A 19301-nucleotide genomic window follows, 5' to 3' on the forward strand; every position below is an offset into this window, starting at 1 on the left:
GGTGGCCAGCATGCTCTGTCGCCCCTGACTCCGAGGTGCGGAGGAGTCAAGGCTCGTCCGCCAATGCAGATCCCTATATTTCCGACCTGTAATTAAAGACAGAGGTTTGTCATGACCACGGACGGCACCCCCGAGAAGGCCTGGTCCTTCGAGACCCAGCAGATCCACGCCGGGGCCCAGCCGGACCCGGCCACCAACGCTCGAGCCACACCCATCTACCAGACGACCTCCTACGTCTTCCGCGACACCCAGCACGGTGCCGACCTGTTCAGCCTCGCCGAACCGGGCAACATCTACACGCGGATCATGAACCCGACGCAGGACGTCCTGGAGCAGCGCGTCGCAGCGCTGGAGGGCGGCGTCGCGGCCGTGGCCTTCGCCTCCGGTTCGGCCGCGCTCACCGCCGCGGTGTTCAACCTGGTCGGCGCGGGCGGTCACGCGGTGGCCAGCCCCCTTCTGTACGGCGGTACCTACAACCTCTTCCGCTACACGCTGCCCAAGCTCGGCATCGAGGTCACCTTCGTCGAGGACCAGGACGACCCCGAGGCCTGGCGTGCGGCCACCCGGCCCGAGACCGCGTTCTACTTCGCCGAGACGCTCGCCAACCCCGGCGGTAACGTCCTGGACGTGCGCACCATCGCCGACACCGCGCACGAGCAGGGTCTGCCGCTGATGGTGGACAACACCGTGCCCACGCCCTACCTGCTGCGGCCCATCGAGCACGGTGCCGACATCGTCGTGCACTCGGCCACCAAGTACCTCGGCGGGCACGGCACCACCATGGCCGGTGTGGTCGTGGACGCGGGCACCTTCGACTTCGGGGCCCACGGCGACCGGTTCCCCGGCTTCGTCGAGCCCGACCCCAGTTACCACGGACTCAAGTACTGGGAGGCCCTGGGCCCGGGCGCCTACGCCGCGAAGCTGCGCGTGCAACTGCTGCGCGACACCGGTGCCGCCATCGCCCCGTTCAACAGCTTCCTCATCATCCAGGGCATCGAGACGCTGTCCCTGCGCATGGAGCGGCACGTCGCCAACTCCCAGGCCCTCGCCGAGTGGCTGGAGGCACGCGACGAGGTGGAGAAGGTCTACTACGCCGGACTGCCCTCCAGCCCCTTCAACAAGCTGGCGCGCACGTACATGCCGCTGGGCGCGGGAGCCGTCGTCTCCTTCGACCTCAAGGGCGGTGTCGAGGCCGGACGGGCCTTCGTCGACGCCACCGAGCTGTTCAGCCGACTGGTCAACATCGGTGACGTGCGCAGCCTCATCGTGCACCCGGCCAGCACCACGCACAGCCAGCTGTCCCCCGAGGCGCTGGTGGACGCCGGAGTCACGCCGGGGCTGGTCCGTCTGGCCGTGGGGCTGGAGCACCTGGACGACCTCAAGGCCGACCTGGAACTGGGCTTTCAGGCGGTGAAGGCACTCCAGTGACCGAGATCCCCGGCTATCCCGCCACCGGTGGGTGGCGGGACGGCGACCCGGTCGGCGGACGACGCTGGGTGGAGTGGGACAGGCCCCTGGAGCTGGAGTCGGGGGAGTCGCTGCCCGACGTGCGCATCGCCTACCAGACCTGGGGCCGGCTCGACTCCAAGGGCACCAACGCGGTACTGGTACTGCACGCCCTGACCGGCGACTCCCACGTCGCCGGGGACATCGGCCCGGGCCACCCCAGCCCCGGTTGGTGGGAAGGCCTGGTGGGACCCGGCCTGTCCCTGGACACCGACCGCTTCTTCGTGGTGGCGCCCAACGTGCTGGGCGGCTGTCAGGGGAGCACCGGCCCCTCCTCACCCGCCCCCGACGGGCGGCCGTGGGGCAGCCGGTTCCCCAGGATCACCATCCGCGACACGGTACGAGCGGAGGAGGTACTGGCCGACGCCCTGGGAATCGACTCCTGGGCGGCGGTGGTCGGTGGGTCCATGGGCGGGATGCGTGTCCTGGAATGGGCGCTCACGTTCCCCGAGAGGGTCGACCGGGCCCTGGTGCTGGCCTGCTCCGCGGCCAGCACCGCCTGGCAGATCGCCTGGGCCGCACCCCAACTGCACGCCATCCGCTCCGACCCCGACTGGCTCGGCGGCGACTACCACGACACCGGCCGGTCGCCGCTGTCGGGACTGGGGGTGGCGCGTCGCATCGCGCACATCACCTACCGGAGCGCCCAGGAGCTGGACACCCGTTTCGGCAGGAGACCGCAGGAGGGGGAGGACCCCGACCACGGCGGCCGTTACGCGGTGGAGTCCTACCTGGACCACCATGCGGGAAAGCTGGCCCGCAGGTTCGATCCGGCCAGCTACGTGTTGCTGACCGAGGCGATGAACGGCCACGACGTGGGCAGGGGCAGGGGCGGTGTGGCCGAGGCGCTGCGCCGGATGCCCGAGCGGACCATGGTGGCGGGTGTGAGCAGCGACCACCTGTACCCCCTGGAGCAGCAGGAGGAGATCGCCAGACACCTTCCCGTCCCAGGGAAGGCGCGGGTGATCACCTCACCCCACGGACACGACGGGTTCCTCGTCCAGGTCGACCAGGTGGCGGCGTTGATCAAGGAACTGATGGCGGACGCCGGCTGACCGCGACGGACACGACGGTCCCCTGTGGCCGGTGGCGGTACGCCCGCCACCGGCCACAGGCGGCTCAGGTACGCGCGGGGTCGGAGGCCCGGGTCAGCAGGGCGGTGGCGTCGTCGTCCAACCGCAGATGGTGGACCGGGAGCAGATCGGCGAGCTGCTCGGGATCACGGGCACTGGCGAGCACCGACACCACGGCCGGCCGATCGGCCAGCCAGGACAGGGCCACCGCGGCCGGGGTGACGTCGTTCCGCTTCGCCACGGTGTCCAGCGCTTCCAGGACCCTCTCACCACGCGGATCCTCAAGGTGGAGACGGGCCTTCCCCGCCCGCGGGCTGTCGACCTCGGCACCGGGCCGGTACTTGCCGGTGAGGAAGCCGCGGGCGAGGCCGTAGTAGGGCAGCAGGGCCAGACCGTGCTCCTGCGCCAGGGGCACCAGGTCGGCCTCGATCCCGCGCTCCATCAGGTTGTACGGGGGCTGTACGCACACCGGGGCGTGCAGCCCCTCGCGCTCGCAGACCTCCAGCCACTCGCGAATGCGCTCGGGGCCGTGGTTGGACAGGCCCACGTGGCGCACCCTGCCCTCGTCGACCAGTGCGGAGAAGACACGGGCGCTCTCCTCCACAGGGGTCTCGGGGTCGTCGAAGTGGGCGTAGTACAGGTCGATGGTCTCCACGCCCAGCCGCTCCAGGGAGGCCTGCGCGGCGGCCTCGATGTTGGCGCCCGACAGTCCGGGGAAGTCGGGGTGCCGGCTGACCTTCGTGGCGATCACCAGGTCGGAGGGACGCCCTCGGGAGGCCAGCCAGCGTCCGATGATCCTCTCGGACTCCCCGCCCCGGTTCCCCTCGACCCAGGCGGAGTAGGAGTCCGCCGTGTCGACGAAGTTCCCACCCGCCGCCGTGTAGGCGTCCAGGATCCGGAACGAGGCGCGCTCGTCCGCCGTCCAACCGAAGACGTTCCCTCCCAGACACAGGGGGGACACGCGCAGGGACGAGCGGCCGAGCGGGCGCAGGCTTACGTCGTTCATGGTCACCGGTTCTCTCACGTGCTGGATGCAGCGGCCAGGTTAACCGTCCGGGCCCCGGGGATCCACCGCCCCCCGGACGTCACACGCCGTGCACCGCCCGACGGGCCTTCGTGTAACGGTCGCGCACGTGGGGGGCGTCGACGGCCTCGGCCTCGGCCTCGGGCTCTCCGGTGTCCCAGACCGGCGGCTCGGCGGTCCCCGCCAGTACCCACGCGGCCTGCCGTGCGGCGCCCAACGCGACGTACTCGGCGGGGCGGGGCACGACCACCCGGGCGCCCAGGACGGTGGGCGCGACCGCGCGTACCGCGGCCGAACGAGCGGCCCCGCCCACGAGCAGGACCCGGTTGACGGGGATCCCGGTGTCGGTCATCGCCGACAGGCCGTCGGCCAGCCCGCACAGCATCCCCTCCACCGCGGCCCGGGCGATGTTCTCCGGACGCATGTTGGACCGTCGCAACCCGTGCAACGAACCCGCGGCGTCGGGCAGGACGGGGGTGCGCTCGCCGTCCAGGTAGGGCAGCAGCACGACCCCCTCCGCCCCCGGCTCGGCGGCCATGGCCAACGCGTCCAGTCCGGCCAGGTCCACGTCCAGCATCGAGGCGGCGGCGGTGAGCACACGGGCCGCGTTCAGCGTGCACACCAGCGGCAGGAACCGTCCGGTCGCGTCGGCGAACCCGCAGATGATCCCGTCGGGGTCCTGCGTGGCGCCGTCGCTGACGGCGAACACGGTACCGCTGGTGCCCAGGGAGACCACGGCGTCACCCGGACCCAGACCCAGCCCCAGGGCGGCGCCCATGTTGTCGCCGGTCCCGGGAGCGACGAGGGCGCCCGAGGGCGTGCGCCCCACGGCCTCACCCGGCGCGGCCACACGCGGTACCTGGATCCGGCGCCCGAATGCACGTTCCAGCAGTTCGGGGCGGTAGGCGTTCTCCGTGGCGGACCAGTAGCCCGTCCCCGAGGCGTCCCCTCGGTCCGTGGTGGGCTCGGCCCCGGCGCCGGTCAACCGCCAGGTGAGCCAGTCGTGGGGGAGCATCACCCCGGTCGTGCGGGCCGCGTGGTCGGGCTCGTTGCGGGCCAGCCAGCGCAGCTTGCTGACGGTCAGGCTGGCGTTGGGCACGTTGTCCACGGCCTTGACCCATGCGGCGGGGCCGCCCAGTTCCTCGATCAGGTCCTGCGCGTCCCCCGCCGAGCGCGTGTCGTTCCACAGCAGGGCCGGACGTACCACGGCGCCGAGTTCGTCCACGGCGACCATGCCGTGCTGCTGACCGGCGACGGAGACGGCGGCCACCTCGTCGAGCAGACCGTCGGAGGCCTGGTTCAGGGCCGACCACCAGGCTTCGGGGTGGACCTCGGTCCCGTCGGGGTGCGGGGCCCGTGCCTCGCGCACGACCTCTCCGCTGTCGGAGTCACAGACCACGACCTTGCAGGACTGGGTCGAACTGTCGATTCCGGCGACCAAGGGCATTGTTCTCACTCCGTGGGTCGGTGGGTCGGTGGGGTGGCTGTTTCCACAACCTAGGTGATGGGGGGCGGTGGGGAAAGCGCTGTCACCCTTCGGCCCTTTCCGCTCCGCCCGCGTGGGAAAGCGGGGGCAGGGGAGAGGGAGGGGGCCTCGTGGGGCGACGCGGCGCGCTCGTGCATCGGGAAGAGCACTCCGGGTATGGTCCCATGCGATCGTCGGAGCCTTCCCGGGCGGTGGGCATGTGGCCGACACCACCCATGGAGAAAGCTGAAACGGATAATTCCTACCAAAAGAGTCGGATAGGCTCTGATCAGCGGCGCGACACCCCGACGGGGGGTCGCGGGCCGCGCGGTTCTCACGCCGATCACCGTGACCTCCGCAGTCCTCCATCCCACGATCACGAAGGAGTGCACCATGCGCACGACCTCAGCCGTCCTCGGGGCGGCGGCCCTCACGCTGGCGCTCGCCGCCTGCGGTGCGCCCAGCGAGCAGTCCGGCGGGTCCGGTGACGGGGAGGACGTACTGCGTGTGGGCGCCGTTCCCGTGCCGCACGGAGACATCCTCTCCTTCATCGACGACAACCTCGCCGAGGAGGCGGGTCTGGACCTGGAGATCCGGGAGTTCTCCGACTACAACACTCCCAACGCGGCCCTGGTCGAGGGGGAGCTGGACGCCAACTACTTCCAGCACCGGTCCTTCCTCAACGAGTGGGTGGCCAACGGGCCGGACGCCGACCTGACGTACCTCACCGACGTGCACATCGAGCGGCTGGGCCTGTACTCCGAGGACGTCGAGAGCCTCGACGACCTGCCCGAGGGCGCGGAGATCGCGGTCCCCAACGACCCGGCCAACCTCAGCCGCGCCCTGAACATCCTGGAGACCGAGGGCCTGGTGACCATCGACCCGGAGGCCGGTCAGACCGCCACCGAGAACGACATCACCGACAACCCGCGCGACATCACCGTCACCCCGTTGGAGGCCGCCCAGCTTCCCAGGTCGATCTCCGACGTCGACGCGGCGGTCGTCAACGGCAACTACGCCATCGAGGCGGACCTGGCCGAGGAGGCCAACGTCCTGGCCTGGGAGCCCGAGGGCGAGGACTACGTCGAGGCCTACGCCAACGGTCTGGTGACCCTGGCGGAGAACGCCGACGACGAGCGCGTCCAGTTGCTGGTCGAGTTGCTGCACGACGAGCGGGTCCTGGAGTTCGTCCAGGAGTCCTGGCAGGGCGTGGTCCTGCCGGTCGACGCCGAAGGCGAGATCGTCGAGACCGAGGGCGCCGTCCAGGAGTGACGGAGTCGGTCCTCCCGGCCGGTCCGCGATACTTTTCCGCCGTGGGGCGGTGGAGCACCGGTGCTCCACCGCCCCACGGCGTTCGAGTCCCTGGACGTTTTCGGCCGGAGGCCGGGTGCCCGGCGTGCGACCGCCCTCCCCGTCGTCGGCGTGCTCCGCTCTGTGGTGAAAGCATGGGGCGTCCTACTTTCACAAAACCTACTTATTAAGTAGAGTTCAGTCCGTGGTAGCCGCACATCCGCAGCCCGTGAGGATCCCCATGTTCGCGCCCATGACCCTGGTCCGCGCCACCGCTGCGGCTCTGACCCTGACCGCGGTCGCCACCGCGTGCGCGCTTCCGGGCGGTGGGGACGACGACCGAGGTCTCACCCTCGGCTATCTCCCCAACCTCACCCACACACCGGCGCTGGTGGGAGTGGAGAGCGGCCTCCTCCAGCGGGCCCTGGGCGAGGACGTCCCCCTCTCCACCCAGAGCTTCAACGCCGGCCCCGACGCGATCAACGCCCTCTTCTCCGGCCAGATCGACGCCGCCTTCCTCGGACCCGGCCCGACCGTCAACGGTTGGGCGCGCTCCGAGGGCGCCGCGCTGCGCGTCATCGCAGGCTCCACCTCCGGCGGCGCGGGCCTGGTGGTGAGGCCGGGGGTGGAGGACGTCGAGGACCTGGCCGGGAGCACCCTGGCCACACCCCAACTGGGCAACACCCAGGACGTGGCGCTGCGCTGGTTCGCCAAAGAGCGGGGCTGGCGGACCGACACCGCGGGAGGCGGGGACCTGTCGATCATCCCCCAGGACAACGCCGAGACCGTGAACGCCTTCGCGCTCGGTGAGATCGACGGGGCCTGGCTCCCCGAACCGCACCTGAGCCGGCTCCTGGTCGAGGCGGGAGGCGAACTGCTGCTGGACGAGGCGGAGCAATGGCCCCGGACCGACGGTGACTTCGTCACCACCCACCTCATCGTCAACGCCGATTTCCTGCGGGAGCGTCCGGCGGCGGTCGAAGGACTCCTTCGAGGCCACATCGACACAGTGGACCGGATCAACAGCCGCCCCGAGGAGGCACAGGAGATCGCCGCCGCACACCTGGCCGACCTGGCCGGGGCCCGACCTGACGCCGAGGTCGTCGCCTCCGCCTTCGACAACATGACCTTCACCGTCGATCCGATCGCCCCGTCCCTGCTGGAGGGGGCCGAACGTGCCCAGGCCGTGGGCCTGCTCGACCAGGTCGACCTGAACGGCATCTACGTCCTCGACCCGCTCAACGCCCTGCTCCGCGAGGACGGGCGGGACGAGGTCGCCGGACCCCGGGAGGAAAAGTGACGACCATGACCGAAACCCTCGACACGGGCACCGAAAGGGCCAGCGCGGTCGAGATCGACCAGGTCTCCAAGGTGTTCGGTGAGGGCCCCGGCGCCCTGACCGCGATCGACGGCATGTCCGTCTCGGTGCGGCCCCACGAGTTCGTCGCGCTCGTGGGCGCCTCCGGCTGCGGTAAGAGCACCCTGCTCTCACTCGTGGCGGGACTGACGCGCCCCACCGACGGAACCGTGGACGTGGGCGGACACCGCGTGGCCATGATGTTCCAGGAGGCCTCCCTCTTCCCCTGGCTCACCGTCGGCGCCAACATCGAGATCCCCATGCGGGTCAACGGGGTGCCCCGGGCCCGTCGCAAGGAGCGTGTGGCCGAACTCCTGGACCTGGTCCGTCTGAGCGGCTTCGCCCGAAAGCGTCCGCACCAGCTCTCCGGTGGCATGCGCCAACGCGTCGCCCTGGCACGCGCCCTGGCCCAGGACGCCGACGTGCTGCTCATGGACGAGCCCTTCGGCGCCCTGGACGCGATGACCCGCGACATCCTCCACGACGAGATCGAGCGGATCTGGAGGGAGAGGTCGCTGACCGTCATGCTGGTCACGCACAACGTGCGCGAGGCCGTGCGACTGGGCGACCGCGTCATCCTCCTGTCCAGCCGCCCAGGACGCGTCATCGAGGAGTTCACGGTCGAGGAGGAGCGACCCCGCCGGATCGACTCCGCTTCGATCGCCTCCCGCGCGGCCGAGATCACCGACCGGCTCCGGGCGGAGGTGGCGCGCCATGCCGGGTGACCCCAGCGTGCGGGACCGACATCTGCGGGGGCTCGACGCGTTGGAGACGGTCGCCTCGGGCGGGGCCGGCCGACCCGGGACCCGGCGTGCGGCGGCCAGGGTCTGGGCCGCCACCTGGCCCAAGCTGGCCGCCGTGGTCCTGGTCGTCGTGGCCTGGCAGGTGGTGGTGTGGAGTGGCTGGCGGCCGGTCTACGTCCTGCCGGGGCCCGACCAGGTCCTGCCCCGCCTGTTCACGGAACTGTCCTCCGGCGAGTTCTGGGGAGCCCTCGGGGTCACCATGCGGCGTGCCCTCAGCGGTTTCGCGCTGGCGCTGGTGGTGGGTGTGTCCGTGGGCCTGGCCGTCTCCCGGTTCGCACCCCTGCGCGTGGCGATCGGCTCGCTCATCACGGGCTTGCAGACGATGCCGTCCATCGTCTGGTTCCCCATCGCGATGTTGCTGTACGGCATCAGCGAGTCGGCCATCATGTTCGTGATCGTCCTGGGCGCGGCGCCCTCCATCGCGGGCGGTCTGACCTCGGGGATCGACTACGTGTCGCCGCAACTGCTGCGCGCGGGACGGGCCATGGGGCTGCGCGGCGTCCAGCGGTACACGCTGCTGATCGTCCCCGCCGCCCTGCCGATGTTCGTCACCGGACTCAAACAGGGATGGGCCTTCGCCTGGCGTTCGCTCATGGCGGGAGAACTGCTGGTCGTCATCGACCAACAGCACTCCCTCGGCTGGGCGCTGAGCCAGGCGCGACAGTTCAACGACGCCGAGGGCCTGCTGGCCTACGTCATCGTCGTCCTGTGCGTGGGCGTGCTCATCGACGTGTTCTTCGAACGGGCCGATCGCACCATCCGCCACCGTTGGGGGGTCACCGCCTCCTGAGGCCTCCCGGGCGGGGCCTGGCCACCGGGCGTAGGGACGGCGTGGGCAGGGGCCGCCCCCGGGCCGCACAGGCCGGTGGGCCGGTCGAGGGCGAGACGCCCTCGACCGGCCCACCGAACACGGCCGTGGTCTACGAACGCACCAGCGGTGTGTCCACCAGGTGCTCGGCCACGAACCAGGCCTGGAGCTCGTTGGTGCGGATCACGTCGGACACCATGATGTCGTTGGTGCCGTCATCGCCCAGCTCCTGCGTGCGCGCGGCGGCGTCGTGGGCGTCCTCCAGGATCGTCTCGTGCGCCGCCAACAGGCGGGAGAGCATCGCGGGCACCTCCTCGGCGCCGTTCGGCGGGCGCGGGATGCTGGTGATCTCGGCCACGTGCCTGGGGTCGCCGACCGCCACACCTCCGAGGGTCTGTACACGCTCGGCCAGACCGTCGATCAGCTCCGCCTGTTCGTCCGCGTGCTTGTCCATCAGCAGGTGCAGCTGGTAGAAGGTGCCCCCTCGCATCAGCCAGTGGTGCTTCTTGTACAGGTCGTGCAGGATGCGTGTGTCGCACAGCACCTGGTTGAGCCGCTGGCACGAGTACATCCGGGTGTCGTAGGACAGTCCCACCGGGAACTGGCGGACCGTTCCGAACTCCTGGATCTCCTCGCCGCTCTGGTGCAGCCATGGCTGGCTGCTCCTCGGCTTGGGCGCACTCCCCGTCTTGTGGTCTGAGGTCGTCACGTCTGGTCCCCCTCCGGTCGATGTGACTCGCGGCGCGGCCGGTGGCGCACGCCGGCGCGCTCCGTCTGACCGTCCCGGCTACCCACCACCGGGGGTCCTAACCCACCGCCGGGCTCCGGGCGCGTCCCTCCACCAGCGGGTACGCCGTGGGCCGCGCGGTGATCGGGGCCCGGCCGGTCAGGGGGCGATGGCGCAGGCCGTCTCCAGGATGAACCGGGGCCAGGGCCGGTGCGGGTCGTGGCCGGTCAGCTCTCTCACCCGGCGCAGCCGGTAGCGCAGCGTCTGCGCGTGGACGCGCAGCGCGTCCGCGGCCGTGGTCGCCGCACCCTCACGGAAGTAGGTGCGCAAGGTCCGAAGCAGATGGGCGTTGTCCTCCGACAAGAGCGGCCCCAGTACGGTGCGGCGGACCACGGCCGGGGTGACCGGGCCCCCGTTGAGCAGAGCCAGGACGCACGCGTCGGCGTCCCCCAAAGGGCCCCGGCCGACGAAGGCGTGGAGCGGCGCCGTCTCCAACGCGTCATCGGCCAGGCGGTAGGCGGCCGACATGTCGGTCAGCGCGCGCGGTGCCAGCACGCACCCGCGCCACGGATCGCCGTCGAGCACGGTCGACGCCCGCTCCGCGTCCTCGGGGGACAACAGCAGGACCACCCTTCCCGCACGTGTGGTCGACAGCGGGTCGGTGCCCACCGCGCCGACCCGCTCCAGCAGGCGTCTTCCGTCCGCCACCGTGGCGGGGACCTCCGGGGGGCCGCCACCGCTGTGGGACACCACCAGCACCGCCGGGTCGGGCGGTGTGATGCCCAAGGTCCGGGCCCGGTCCCTGATCGCCCCACGCGACGCCTGACGTCCGATGAGGAGGTCGTCCAGGAACGCCCGACGAGCGCGTTCCAGATCGATGTCCAACCTGTGGGCGACCTCGGCATGGCCCGCGGACAGGCTCTCGGAGATCTGGTCGATCGAGGTCAGCCACAGTTCGCCCAGAGCGAACACATCGGTGGCGTCGAGCCGGTCGGCCGCGAGTTCCGACACCAGGCGCACGGCGGCCACCGACCCCACACGGTGCGCCCGGATCACGGCATCGATCGAGCGTCCGTCGGCCGCGCGGGAGCGTCCGATGTCCCGAAGCCGTTCCACGTCCTCCGAAGGCAGGTACGTGGCTCCGGCCGCCCACAGCTCCAGGGAACGGCTCACCAGCCATCCGGTGATCGCTCGCACCTCGGCCAACTGAGGACCGTGCAGAGCCCGGTAGGCGGGAACCTCGGCATGGACCTCCGCGACGATGCGCGCCACCAGCCCGGCCCGGTCCCGCATCAGTTCGGCGATGACCCGGGCGCGTCGTCCGTGTTCCTTCAACCCCCACCTCCAGCCCGGTGGGGGAAGCCTACCGACAGCCGCCACGCCCCTGATCGTGGGAGGGCCGACCGGCGCGGGGTAGGAGTGCGGGGAGGGAGACCGTGTCCGGATGGTGGGACGGGGACACGAGCGGCCCCGGCCCCGAACGGTAAAAAGCCAGCACCGTCGTGGCGCATCCGGGACCACACCGCGCTCCGACATGGCAGTATGCGACTGCGGTAGGGGGAAGGCCGCACGCTGTGAAAGACCAGGCAGGACCCTTCAGCGCTGACGGGGGATGAGAAAGATGCAGCAGATGACCGTTCCGGAGCTCACACTGAGTAACGGGTTGCGTATGCCGCAACTGGGTTTCGGTGTGTGGCGGGTACCCCCCGACCAGGTCGTGTCGGTCGTGTCCACCGCGCTCGACGCGGGCTACCGGAGCATCGACACCGCCGCCTCCGACGGCAACGAGGAGGGGGTCGGCGAGGCACTGCGCCGCTCGGGGCTGGAACGCGGCGAGGTGTTCGTCACCACCAAGCTGGCCAACAGCGAACAGGGCTACGACGCCACCCTGCGTGCCTTCGACGCCAGTCTGAGGCGTCTCGGCCTGGAGGTGATCGACCTGTACCTGGTCCACTGGCCGCTGCCCGGACGCGATCAGTACGTGCCCACCTGGAAGGCGCTGGAGCGCCTGTACGCCGAGGGCCGGGTCCGGGCCATCGGCGTGTCCAACTTCAAGCGTCACCATTTGGAGCGTGTCCGGGAGGAGGGCGGCATCACGCCCATGGTCAACCAGGTCGAGCTGCACCCACTCCTCACCCAGGAGGCCGTCCGGGCCTTCAACGCCAAACACGGGATCATCACCGAGGCGTGGGGACCTTTGGGCCACGGCAAGCTCCTGAACCATCCCACGATCGTCGAGGTCGCCGAGGAACACGGGCGCACGCCGGCGCAGGTGATACTGCGTTGGCACATGCAGCTCGGCAACGTGGCGATCCCCAAGTCGGCGACCCCCGAACGGATCCGGTCCAACTTCGAGATCTTCGACTTCGAGCTCTCCAGGAGGGACATGGACCGGATAAGCGGCCTCAACACCGACAGTCGCTTCGGCCCCGACCCCGACGAGTTCAACGGCGTCTAGCACGCCCTTCGAGGACGTGGCGGGGTTCCACCCGCACCGGTCCCCGCGCCGCGTCCGGTCCCGACATCCGACAGGGACCACGGACACCGGGACACCGGATCACGGCACGGATCCGGGTGGTCCGTGGGTCCCGCGGAGCGGTCCGGTCACCCGAAGACACCGGCGCCGAAGGCCGCCCGCCTTCGGGTGCCTTGCGCGCGGGCGAGACAGAACCCTGCGTGACCGCCTAGTCACGCAACTCCCGGTGCCTGCGGGCGCCGGCCAGGACGGCCTCGAGGCCGTGACGTCGGATACGCCTCACGTAGAGGGCGCCTCCGACGAGGATGGCGGCGCACAGCCCGAGCGTGGCGGCGAAGACGACGGTGGACAGCAGCACAGTGATCGACATGCGCTCATGGTAGCCGCACGTGCGAGGGCCCTCACGGGGGCGCCGCAACACGGCGGCGGGCGCGACGACGGAAGGGAAGGCCGATGAGCCGTACACCGCACGAGATCGTCAACCCACTGATCCTGGCCCAACCGGTGGGATTCTCGCACGCCCTCGTGGCCGGCCCCGGGCGCATCGTGCACATCGGTGGCCAGCACGCGCGCCGCTCCGACGGCAAGATCGTCGGGGACGGGGTGGTGGAGCAGTTCGACAAGGCGCTCGGCAACATGGTGGAGGCGCTGCGCGCGGCGGACGCCCGACCGGTCCACGTGGTGGACATGCGCGTCTTCACCACCGCCATGAAGGCCTACCGGGCGGGCAGCGCGGCCATCGGCACGGTCTACCGCCGCTACATGGGCCGCTTCTATCCGCCGATGAGCGTGCTCGGGGTGACCGAACTGTGGGCCCCCGACGCCCTGATCGAGGTGGCGTGCACCGCGGTGGTCCCCGAGACGCCCCAGTTCGAACCCATGCGGGCCGAGCAGGAACGTGATCCGCTCGATCGGGCCGAGGAGGCGTTGTTCGGAGAGCCGCTGAATCCGGGGGACTTCGACCAGAGCCCCGAACGCGACCGGCTCTGAGCGGACCTGTTCCGCCACGCCCGCCGACCGTGCAGGAACCGCCCGAGACGGCCCAAAGGCGCGTCGTGCCGACTCGGCCGGCGGGGACGTCTCCGGGCCGCCGTCCCGGTGCCGGGAGCGGAGGGAAGGGGGAGCCGCCACGCCCGCCGGCGGGGGATCACCGGTAGCCCAGGCGGGACAGCTCCAGGCCCGCCACCTCCTGCACGTCCTGGTACTGCTCACGGGACAGGCGCTCACGCCAGGACCCCACCCCCCAGGAGCGTCCGGTCAGCAGCTCCGAGGCCGACACCCGCGCCCCGGTGAACCTCCTCAGTCGCTCGGCCGTGTCCACCTCCGCGCCGTGCACGTCCTCGTACCGCAGGGTCATCAGTCGATCGGTGTCGAGACTGCGGCGCAGCAGGGCGGACATGCGCACCGCGCCCCGCCAGCGCATCGCGCACCTGGTGGCGGTGGAGCCCTCCTTGAACGCGACCAGGTCGGACTCCTCCTCCAGCCCGAAGAAGTGGTTGGGGAACTCGTGATCGAGGTTCATGAAACTCGGCCTGAGCCAGGCCAGGGAGCGTTCGTCCTCCATCATGTCCGCGATGACGTCGCGTCCGTCCCGGATGACCTGGACGAACAGCGCGTCGGGAAAGGCCGTCCGCAGGACCGTGGCGCAAAAGAGCAGGTCGGGGCTGGCGTCCCCGTAGCGACGCACGTCCGCGCTGTGCTCGCACGGCTCGGCCGAGGCGTTGGCGGGCACGCGCGCCCCCGGCCCCGGGCATCGGGGACAGGTCAAGGGAGTGAGCTGCCAGGCCTCGGCGTAGGCCTCGCGCAGTAGGCTCGTCGTCCCGGCGGCCTTCTCCGTGGCCAGGGAGGGACGTCTGGCCACGGCGTAGACCGCGTTGAGCACGCCGGAGGAACCCGCGCCGAGGTGGAACCCGGGCACACGGGACAGGGCGTGCGCGATCTCGGGGACCCCCGAGTGAGGGGCGCCCAGCACGAACACCGGTCGCTGGACCTTGGTCCCGTTGACTACGAGAATGTAGGACGGCTGCTTCATGATTGCGTTGATTTTGGCACCCTTTGCCCACCTCGTGTGCATCGGCCTGGGGATCCGGCCTCCACACCCCACGGGCTCAGAGGTTACGGTGTCCGCAAGTGTGAAAGCGCCCGTCGCCTGCCAAAGCGGATAAAACGCCTCCCGATCCTCAGGACCGAGGGGCGAAGCCGCCGGCGCTGTAAGAATGGGGTATGGCCTCCGTGACCACCGATCCAGAGCCCTTCACCGACCCCGAGGGGTTCGAAAGGGCCGCCGACCTGCTGACCTCCGCCGAGCGCATCACGGTGCTCACCGGAGCGGGCGTGTCCACCGACTCCGGGATCCCCGACTTCCGCGGCCCGAGCGGGGTGTGGACGACCGACCCGGACGCCCAGGCCCTGTCGGACATCGACATCTACATGGGCGACGTGAACGTGCGCCGTCAGGTGTGGTCCCAGCGCCGCACCCACCCGGTGCTGCGCGCACGCCCCAACGCCGCGCACCGTGCTCTGGCCGACCTGGAGGCCACGGGACGTCTGCGGGCGCTCATCACCCAGAACATCGACGGCCTGCACCAGTCGGGCGGGGTCCCCGACGCACGGGTCATCGAGGTCCACGGCACCATGCTGCGTGTGGTGTGCATGGCCTGCGGTCTGCGCACCCCCAGCGAGGAGGTCTTCACCCGATTGGACGAGGAGTCCGATCCCCGGTGCCTGGAGTGCGGGGGCATCCAGAAGTCGGACACCATCTCCTTCGGACAGCGGCTCGACCCCGAGATCCTCGACGAGGCCGCGCGGGCCGCCCGGGAGTGCGACGTGTTCCTCGCCGTGGGGACCTCGCTGACCGTGCACCCGGTGGCGGGCCTGTGCGACGTGGCCATGATGGCCCGGGCCGCGCTGGTGATCGTCAACGCCGAGCCCACGCCCTACGACGACTTCGCCGGCGCGGTCGTCCACGACCCCATCGGTTACGTCCTGCCCGCCCTGGTGGAACGGGTGAGGGCGGTCTCCACCTGAGGTCGGGGCGGCCGTTCGGGTGAGGACACCCCGAACCGTTACCGGTGCGGCGCAAGGAGCCCGACCCGCGGTGATCTTGCTCGGGGTGCCACTTTCCCGGTGATCTTGCTCCGGGTGTCACTGTCGGGCGCTCTCGGTGACGCTGGGAGCAAGATCCACTGGTTCAGGCTGTTGGCGTTGGTGGGTTCGGAAGAAGCGCGCCTTTTCCCGGTGATCTTGCTCGGGGTGCCACTGTCGGGTGCTCCCGGTGACGCTGGGAGCAAGATCACGGGGGTGGAGGTGGGGGTGGGCGCGCCCTGCCAGATTCACCGGTCGGTTCAACCGCCGCAGGACCCACCGGAACTGAAAGGGGAACTGGAAGGGGAGTTCGAAGGAGAGCTGAAGGGGGAGCTGGAAGGGGAGGCGGCCGTGCGCGGGGAGGAAGAGGAGGCGGTATCGGCGATCGGCGAGGCCAGGGCTTCGCCCCCGTGGACTAGGGCGAGAAGGTGCTTCACGCTGTCTCTCATGTGCGGCCACAGCGCGTGCAGAACGGGTGCGACGGTCGTGGGCGCGAGCTGGGGACCGGTGACCACTTCCTCCACCTGGGAGAGGTAGGCGCCCACCGCGTCCCTCAACCTCTCCTTGAAATCGTCGTCGGTGGACAGGGAGAGGTCCTCCACGGCCTGTTTCAGGACCAGGAGCTCCCTTCGGCCCAGAACCCGCCCAGAGGGGAAGAGCAGCCTGCGGTAGCCGAGCAGACGGCCTCGGGGGTCGTGGCCCGGAGGTTCCATGCGCAGCCGCATGACCTCGTGCACCTCCGACCAGATGGTGCCCTCTCCTGGGATGGACGAGTCGGAATACCAGGTCGCCAGGTCGTCGCCGACGTGCCGCAGGTAGGGCAGCATGCCGAGCAGGAAGCGGGCCGCGGTGCCGTTGACCCGCAGCGACATCGACCGCAGCAGGCGTGAGGTGACGGACTCGTACGGCACGGTGACCTCGTACGGATCGGTCACGTCCAGATCGTGGCCTTGGTTCATCCGGAGCTCGAACCCCAGGCACTCCCCGACGTTGACGGGGGAGCCGTCCTCGCGTTCGATGACGGTGATGGGGCCGTCCTCGCCCCACCCGTCCAGGTGGCGGACACGGAGTGTGGTCAGCAGGCCGAACCACTCCGACCCCGGCAGGGTGCGCCACAGTGTGCTGGTGCGCTGGAGTTTCTGGTCGGGCTCGTCGGTGTCGGGGAAGAGCTCCCGGGCCTCGACCGGCTCCTCGCGCACCAGGCACAGCAGGATCATGAGGTTGCCGGTGTAGTTCGCCTCCCGGAGGGTCAGCGGAAGGCGTACGGGCTCGTAGTCGGTGTAGGAGCGGTTGGCGGCGGGGAAGGGCGCCTCCTGGAACAGTTCCACGAGCAGCCGGCCGTAGTCCTCGCGGGCCTCCGGCTCCTCCTCGAACCGACGCTCCAGGAGTTCGGCCAGGAAGTCCACGACCTTCTCCCGGCCCGAGTAGCAGGCGAAGGAGGACAGGGCGTACAGCTCTCCGTCGTCCACCCGCGCGGCGGCGCGGCCTCGGCGCCGGTACGAGCGCGACCGGGACTCGTCGAGGTCGTCCAGCACGGCGACCACCGCCCGGGCCACCAGGTACTCGCCGAAGGTGGCGTGCAGGAACTCGAACACGCTCGCGTCGCCGTCGGCGACCTTCGCGCGGGCCTCGTGGACGAAGAAGAACCGGCCCAGCACCTGGTGGGCCGGGGCGATCCGTCCGTGCAGGTCGGTGTCGGAGGGGCGCAACGCCGCCTCCGGCATGAGGACCGCCAGGTCCCGGTCCAGTTCGTCGGCGCCCACACTCTGTTTACGGCGGGTGAACATCGCCAGGGCGGCGATCTCCAGGCGGCGCAGCTCGCCCTCGATCGCCTCCTCCAGGTCGTGCCTGTTCAGGAAGGAATGGTGCTTGTCCACCTCCCGTTTGGCGAACATGGTCAACAGCCGCTCGTACAACTGGCCGTGCGTCAGTGCCTTCGAGGCGCGTCGCAGACCGTTGTCACCGGCGTCGTAGACGAGCAGCATCAACAGGAGGAGGGGTTGCTCGGCCAGTTCGCGGTACCGCATGAGGACGTCGGTGGTCAGTGGTTCCAGGCCCCTGGCCGTGAACGCCCGGGTGTTCGCCCCGTTCCACACCTGGAGCATGCGGTCGATCTGGGCCTCGTCGAAGGGGTCCAGGCGGATCACGGTGGTGCCGTCGGGAAAGCGGGTCCGGTCCGCCACGACGGTGCGGCTGGTGACGATCACCACCACGGGACGGCCGAGGGCCTCCTGCTGCTGTTGGAACTCCTGGACCCGCTCCAGGTAGTCGGAGCGGTCCACCCCGGTCGCCTGGAGGAGTTCGTCGAAACCGTCCAGGATGATCACGGGCAGCGCGCCGTCCGCCGACTCGGCGAGTTCGCGCCACGGCACCTGGGTGTGGAGTGTGGCGGCCAGCCCTTCCTCGATCTGGAGGTGGATGGGGGAGTTGGGCCGGACCGCGCGCAGCTCCACCCGGATGGGCAGGAAGTCGGGGGCGGGAAGCCGGGCCGCCAGCATCTCGGTGAACTTGGACTTGCCCGCGCCCGGGTGGCCCAGGACGACGGTGGGGAGCGCGGTGGCGCGTGGGTGGACCAGGTGGGCGGCGACGAAGGACTGGAGGTCGGCGAAGGCGAGGGCTTCGGCCCACGTCTCCTCGGCCGCGGGCGAACTGTGGGGGTGGGCGCTCATCACCCGGCCGCGCGGGGGGACGTAGGCCTCCTCCAGGGTGGGCAGGGCCAGGCCCGGAGGGGCGTCGTCCGAGCGCAGGACCGGCTGGCGCAGCACCGCCCGATAGGAGGCCGAGAGTTCCTGTCTACGCCTGTCCACGGGCCGCCGGGAGCCGACCTGTTCCAACAGCCTGTGCAGCTCTCCTAGTCCCTCGGAGAGGTCACGGCGTGTACGGCGGTGTTCGTCCAGGTGCACCCACATACCGAACTCGGGGATCTCGGCGGCCAGGCGGCGGTAGTGCTCCTCGTACCGTGCGGCGGACAGGACGACGGCGAGTTCGGTCACCCGCCGGAGGAACGGGTGTTCCCGGGAGGTGATCCCATGGGTCTCGGCCACCGCGAAACCGGGCACCGTACCGACGAAGGTCTCGGCCATGGCGGAGAAGAGGAGGGAGAAGGCGGCCGGAGTCGGGGTCGCCCTGTCCTCGGTGTCCGGCGTGACCGGCATGAGGGGAGGGGACGCGGAGGAGGAACCGGACAGCAGTGGGGCGAACCAGGACAGCTGCTCCTCGGCGGTGATCTCCAGTTCCGTCAGAGGGAACGGGGCCTCGGCCTTCTCCCAGGCGCCTTCCAGGGCCTCGAAGAAGGCGACGAGGACCAGGATCCGGTGCGCGGCCTCGATCCTCTCTGTGCGGGACAGGCGACTCTGGCCCCTGAGCCTGTCCCGTATCCCCTCGATGGCCTGCCGTCCCTTGCTCACCAACAGGCCCCGCGCGCCGAAGAGGTCGGGCACCCCCATCAGTCCCAGTCCGCCGTCGGCCAGCTTCTCGGCGAGGTCGAGCACCTCCGAGTCGTTCTGTCCGAGGGTTCTCAGGGCGTCCGCGTAGGTGAGCCTTTTCGCCATGGGGGTGGACTGCCTTTCCGGTTTCGAGGGGTGGAAACACGGGTCGGACCCGGTGCCGAGGTGGCGCCGAGTCCGCGGGTCAAAGGGGATCGGTGATCGGGGAGGTCCTTGGGAGGACGGCGGAGGGGCCGCCGCCC

The 19301-nt window shown here is 70.5% G+C and carries 16 protein-coding genes; 9 read left to right on the forward strand and 7 right to left on the reverse strand.

What is annotated here, in order from left to right; all coding sequences use genetic code 11:
* Positions 1-111: 111 nt before the first annotated feature.
* A complete protein-coding gene (locus tag PFX91_RS07050) occupies positions 112-1428 on the forward strand; it encodes a bifunctional o-acetylhomoserine/o-acetylserine sulfhydrylase (RefSeq protein WP_285730324.1) in 1317 nt (438 codons plus the stop codon).
* Entirely contained in the window at positions 1425-2561 is a 1137-nt protein-coding gene (gene metX, locus PFX91_RS07055) for a homoserine O-acetyltransferase MetX (RefSeq protein ID WP_285730325.1), read from the forward strand. The genes PFX91_RS07050 and metX overlap by 4 nt, the downstream gene beginning before the upstream one ends.
* Positions 2562-2625: 64 nt before the next feature.
* Here metX and PFX91_RS07060 read toward each other — a convergent pair whose 3' ends face one another.
* Both PFX91_RS07060 and xylB read right to left on the reverse strand, forming a co-directional pair.
* Entirely contained in the window at positions 2626-3585 is a 960-nt protein-coding gene (locus PFX91_RS07060; protein ID WP_285730328.1) for an aldo/keto reductase, read from the reverse strand.
* Between the two features lie 79 nt (positions 3586-3664).
* Positions 3665-5050, reverse strand: coding sequence for a xylulokinase (gene xylB / locus PFX91_RS07065; RefSeq protein WP_285730329.1), 1386 nt, complete (start codon positions 5048-5050; stop codon positions 3665-3667).
* Between the two features lie 411 nt (positions 5051-5461).
* Here xylB and PFX91_RS07070 point away from each other — a divergent pair, with 411 nt between their 5' ends.
* From PFX91_RS07070 to PFX91_RS07085, 4 genes are all read left to right on the forward strand, one after another.
* A complete protein-coding gene (locus tag PFX91_RS07070; RefSeq protein ID WP_285730330.1) occupies positions 5462-6340 on the forward strand; it encodes a MetQ/NlpA family ABC transporter substrate-binding protein in 879 nt (292 codons plus the stop codon).
* Positions 6341-6599: 259 nt separating this feature from the next.
* Positions 6600-7658 (forward strand): ABC transporter substrate-binding protein, encoded by a 1059-nt coding sequence (locus tag PFX91_RS07075; RefSeq protein ID WP_285730331.1) that lies wholly within the window; start codon positions 6600-6602, stop codon positions 7656-7658.
* A 5-nt stretch (positions 7659-7663) separates the two neighbouring features.
* Entirely contained in the window at positions 7664-8440 is a 777-nt protein-coding gene (locus tag PFX91_RS07080; protein WP_502888269.1) for an ABC transporter ATP-binding protein, read from the forward strand.
* Entirely contained in the window at positions 8430-9308 is an 879-nt protein-coding gene (locus PFX91_RS07085; RefSeq protein ID WP_285730334.1) for an ABC transporter permease, read from the forward strand. Before PFX91_RS07080 ends, PFX91_RS07085 begins: the two co-directional genes overlap by 11 nt.
* A gap of 130 nt (positions 9309-9438) precedes the next feature.
* On the opposite strand, the gene PFX91_RS07090 is transcribed toward PFX91_RS07085, so the two are convergent.
* Positions 9439-10035 (reverse strand): Dps family protein, encoded by a 597-nt coding sequence (locus PFX91_RS07090; RefSeq protein ID WP_285730336.1) that lies wholly within the window; start codon positions 10033-10035, stop codon positions 9439-9441.
* Between the two features lie 177 nt (positions 10036-10212).
* Positions 10213-11346: a PucR family transcriptional regulator gene (locus tag PFX91_RS07095; protein ID WP_285730470.1), complete on the reverse strand. Its 1134-nt coding sequence runs from the start codon at positions 11344-11346 to the stop codon at positions 10213-10215.
* 337 nt (positions 11347-11683) lie between these two features.
* Between PFX91_RS07095 and PFX91_RS07100 the strand changes: the two genes are divergently transcribed.
* On the forward strand, positions 11684-12511 hold the full coding sequence (locus tag PFX91_RS07100; RefSeq protein WP_285730472.1) for an aldo/keto reductase: 828 nt from the start codon (positions 11684-11686) through the stop codon (positions 12509-12511).
* Positions 12512-12737: 226 nt separating this feature from the next.
* Here PFX91_RS07100 and PFX91_RS07105 read toward each other — a convergent pair whose 3' ends face one another.
* The gene (locus tag PFX91_RS07105; RefSeq protein ID WP_285730338.1) at positions 12738-12899 is read right to left on the reverse strand and encodes a hypothetical protein; all 162 of its coding nucleotides are present in this window, start codon (positions 12897-12899) and stop codon (positions 12738-12740) included.
* An 83-nt stretch (positions 12900-12982) separates the two neighbouring features.
* On the opposite strand from PFX91_RS07105, the gene PFX91_RS07110 reads away from it, so the two are divergent.
* Entirely contained in the window at positions 12983-13519 is a 537-nt protein-coding gene (locus tag PFX91_RS07110) for a RidA family protein (RefSeq protein ID WP_285730340.1), read from the forward strand.
* Between the two features lie 157 nt (positions 13520-13676).
* On the opposite strand, the gene PFX91_RS07115 is transcribed toward PFX91_RS07110, so the two are convergent.
* A complete protein-coding gene (locus PFX91_RS07115; protein ID WP_285730341.1) occupies positions 13677-14561 on the reverse strand; it encodes a sulfotransferase in 885 nt (294 codons plus the stop codon).
* Positions 14562-14752: 191 nt separating this feature from the next.
* Between PFX91_RS07115 and PFX91_RS07120 the strand changes: the two genes are divergently transcribed.
* Complete coding sequence (locus PFX91_RS07120; RefSeq protein ID WP_285730342.1) at positions 14753-15556, forward strand: SIR2 family NAD-dependent protein deacylase; 804 nt, start codon at positions 14753-14755, stop codon at positions 15554-15556.
* Between the two features lie 317 nt (positions 15557-15873).
* Here the strand turns inward: PFX91_RS07120 and PFX91_RS07125 are convergent, their stop codons facing one another.
* Entirely contained in the window at positions 15874-19164 is a 3291-nt protein-coding gene (locus PFX91_RS07125; RefSeq protein ID WP_285730343.1) for an NACHT domain-containing protein, read from the reverse strand.
* Positions 19165-19301 lie beyond the last annotated feature (137 nt).

This window comes from Nocardiopsis sp. ATB16-24 (assembly GCF_030271535.1).
GTDB lineage: Bacteria > Actinomycetota > Actinomycetes > Streptosporangiales > Streptosporangiaceae > Nocardiopsis.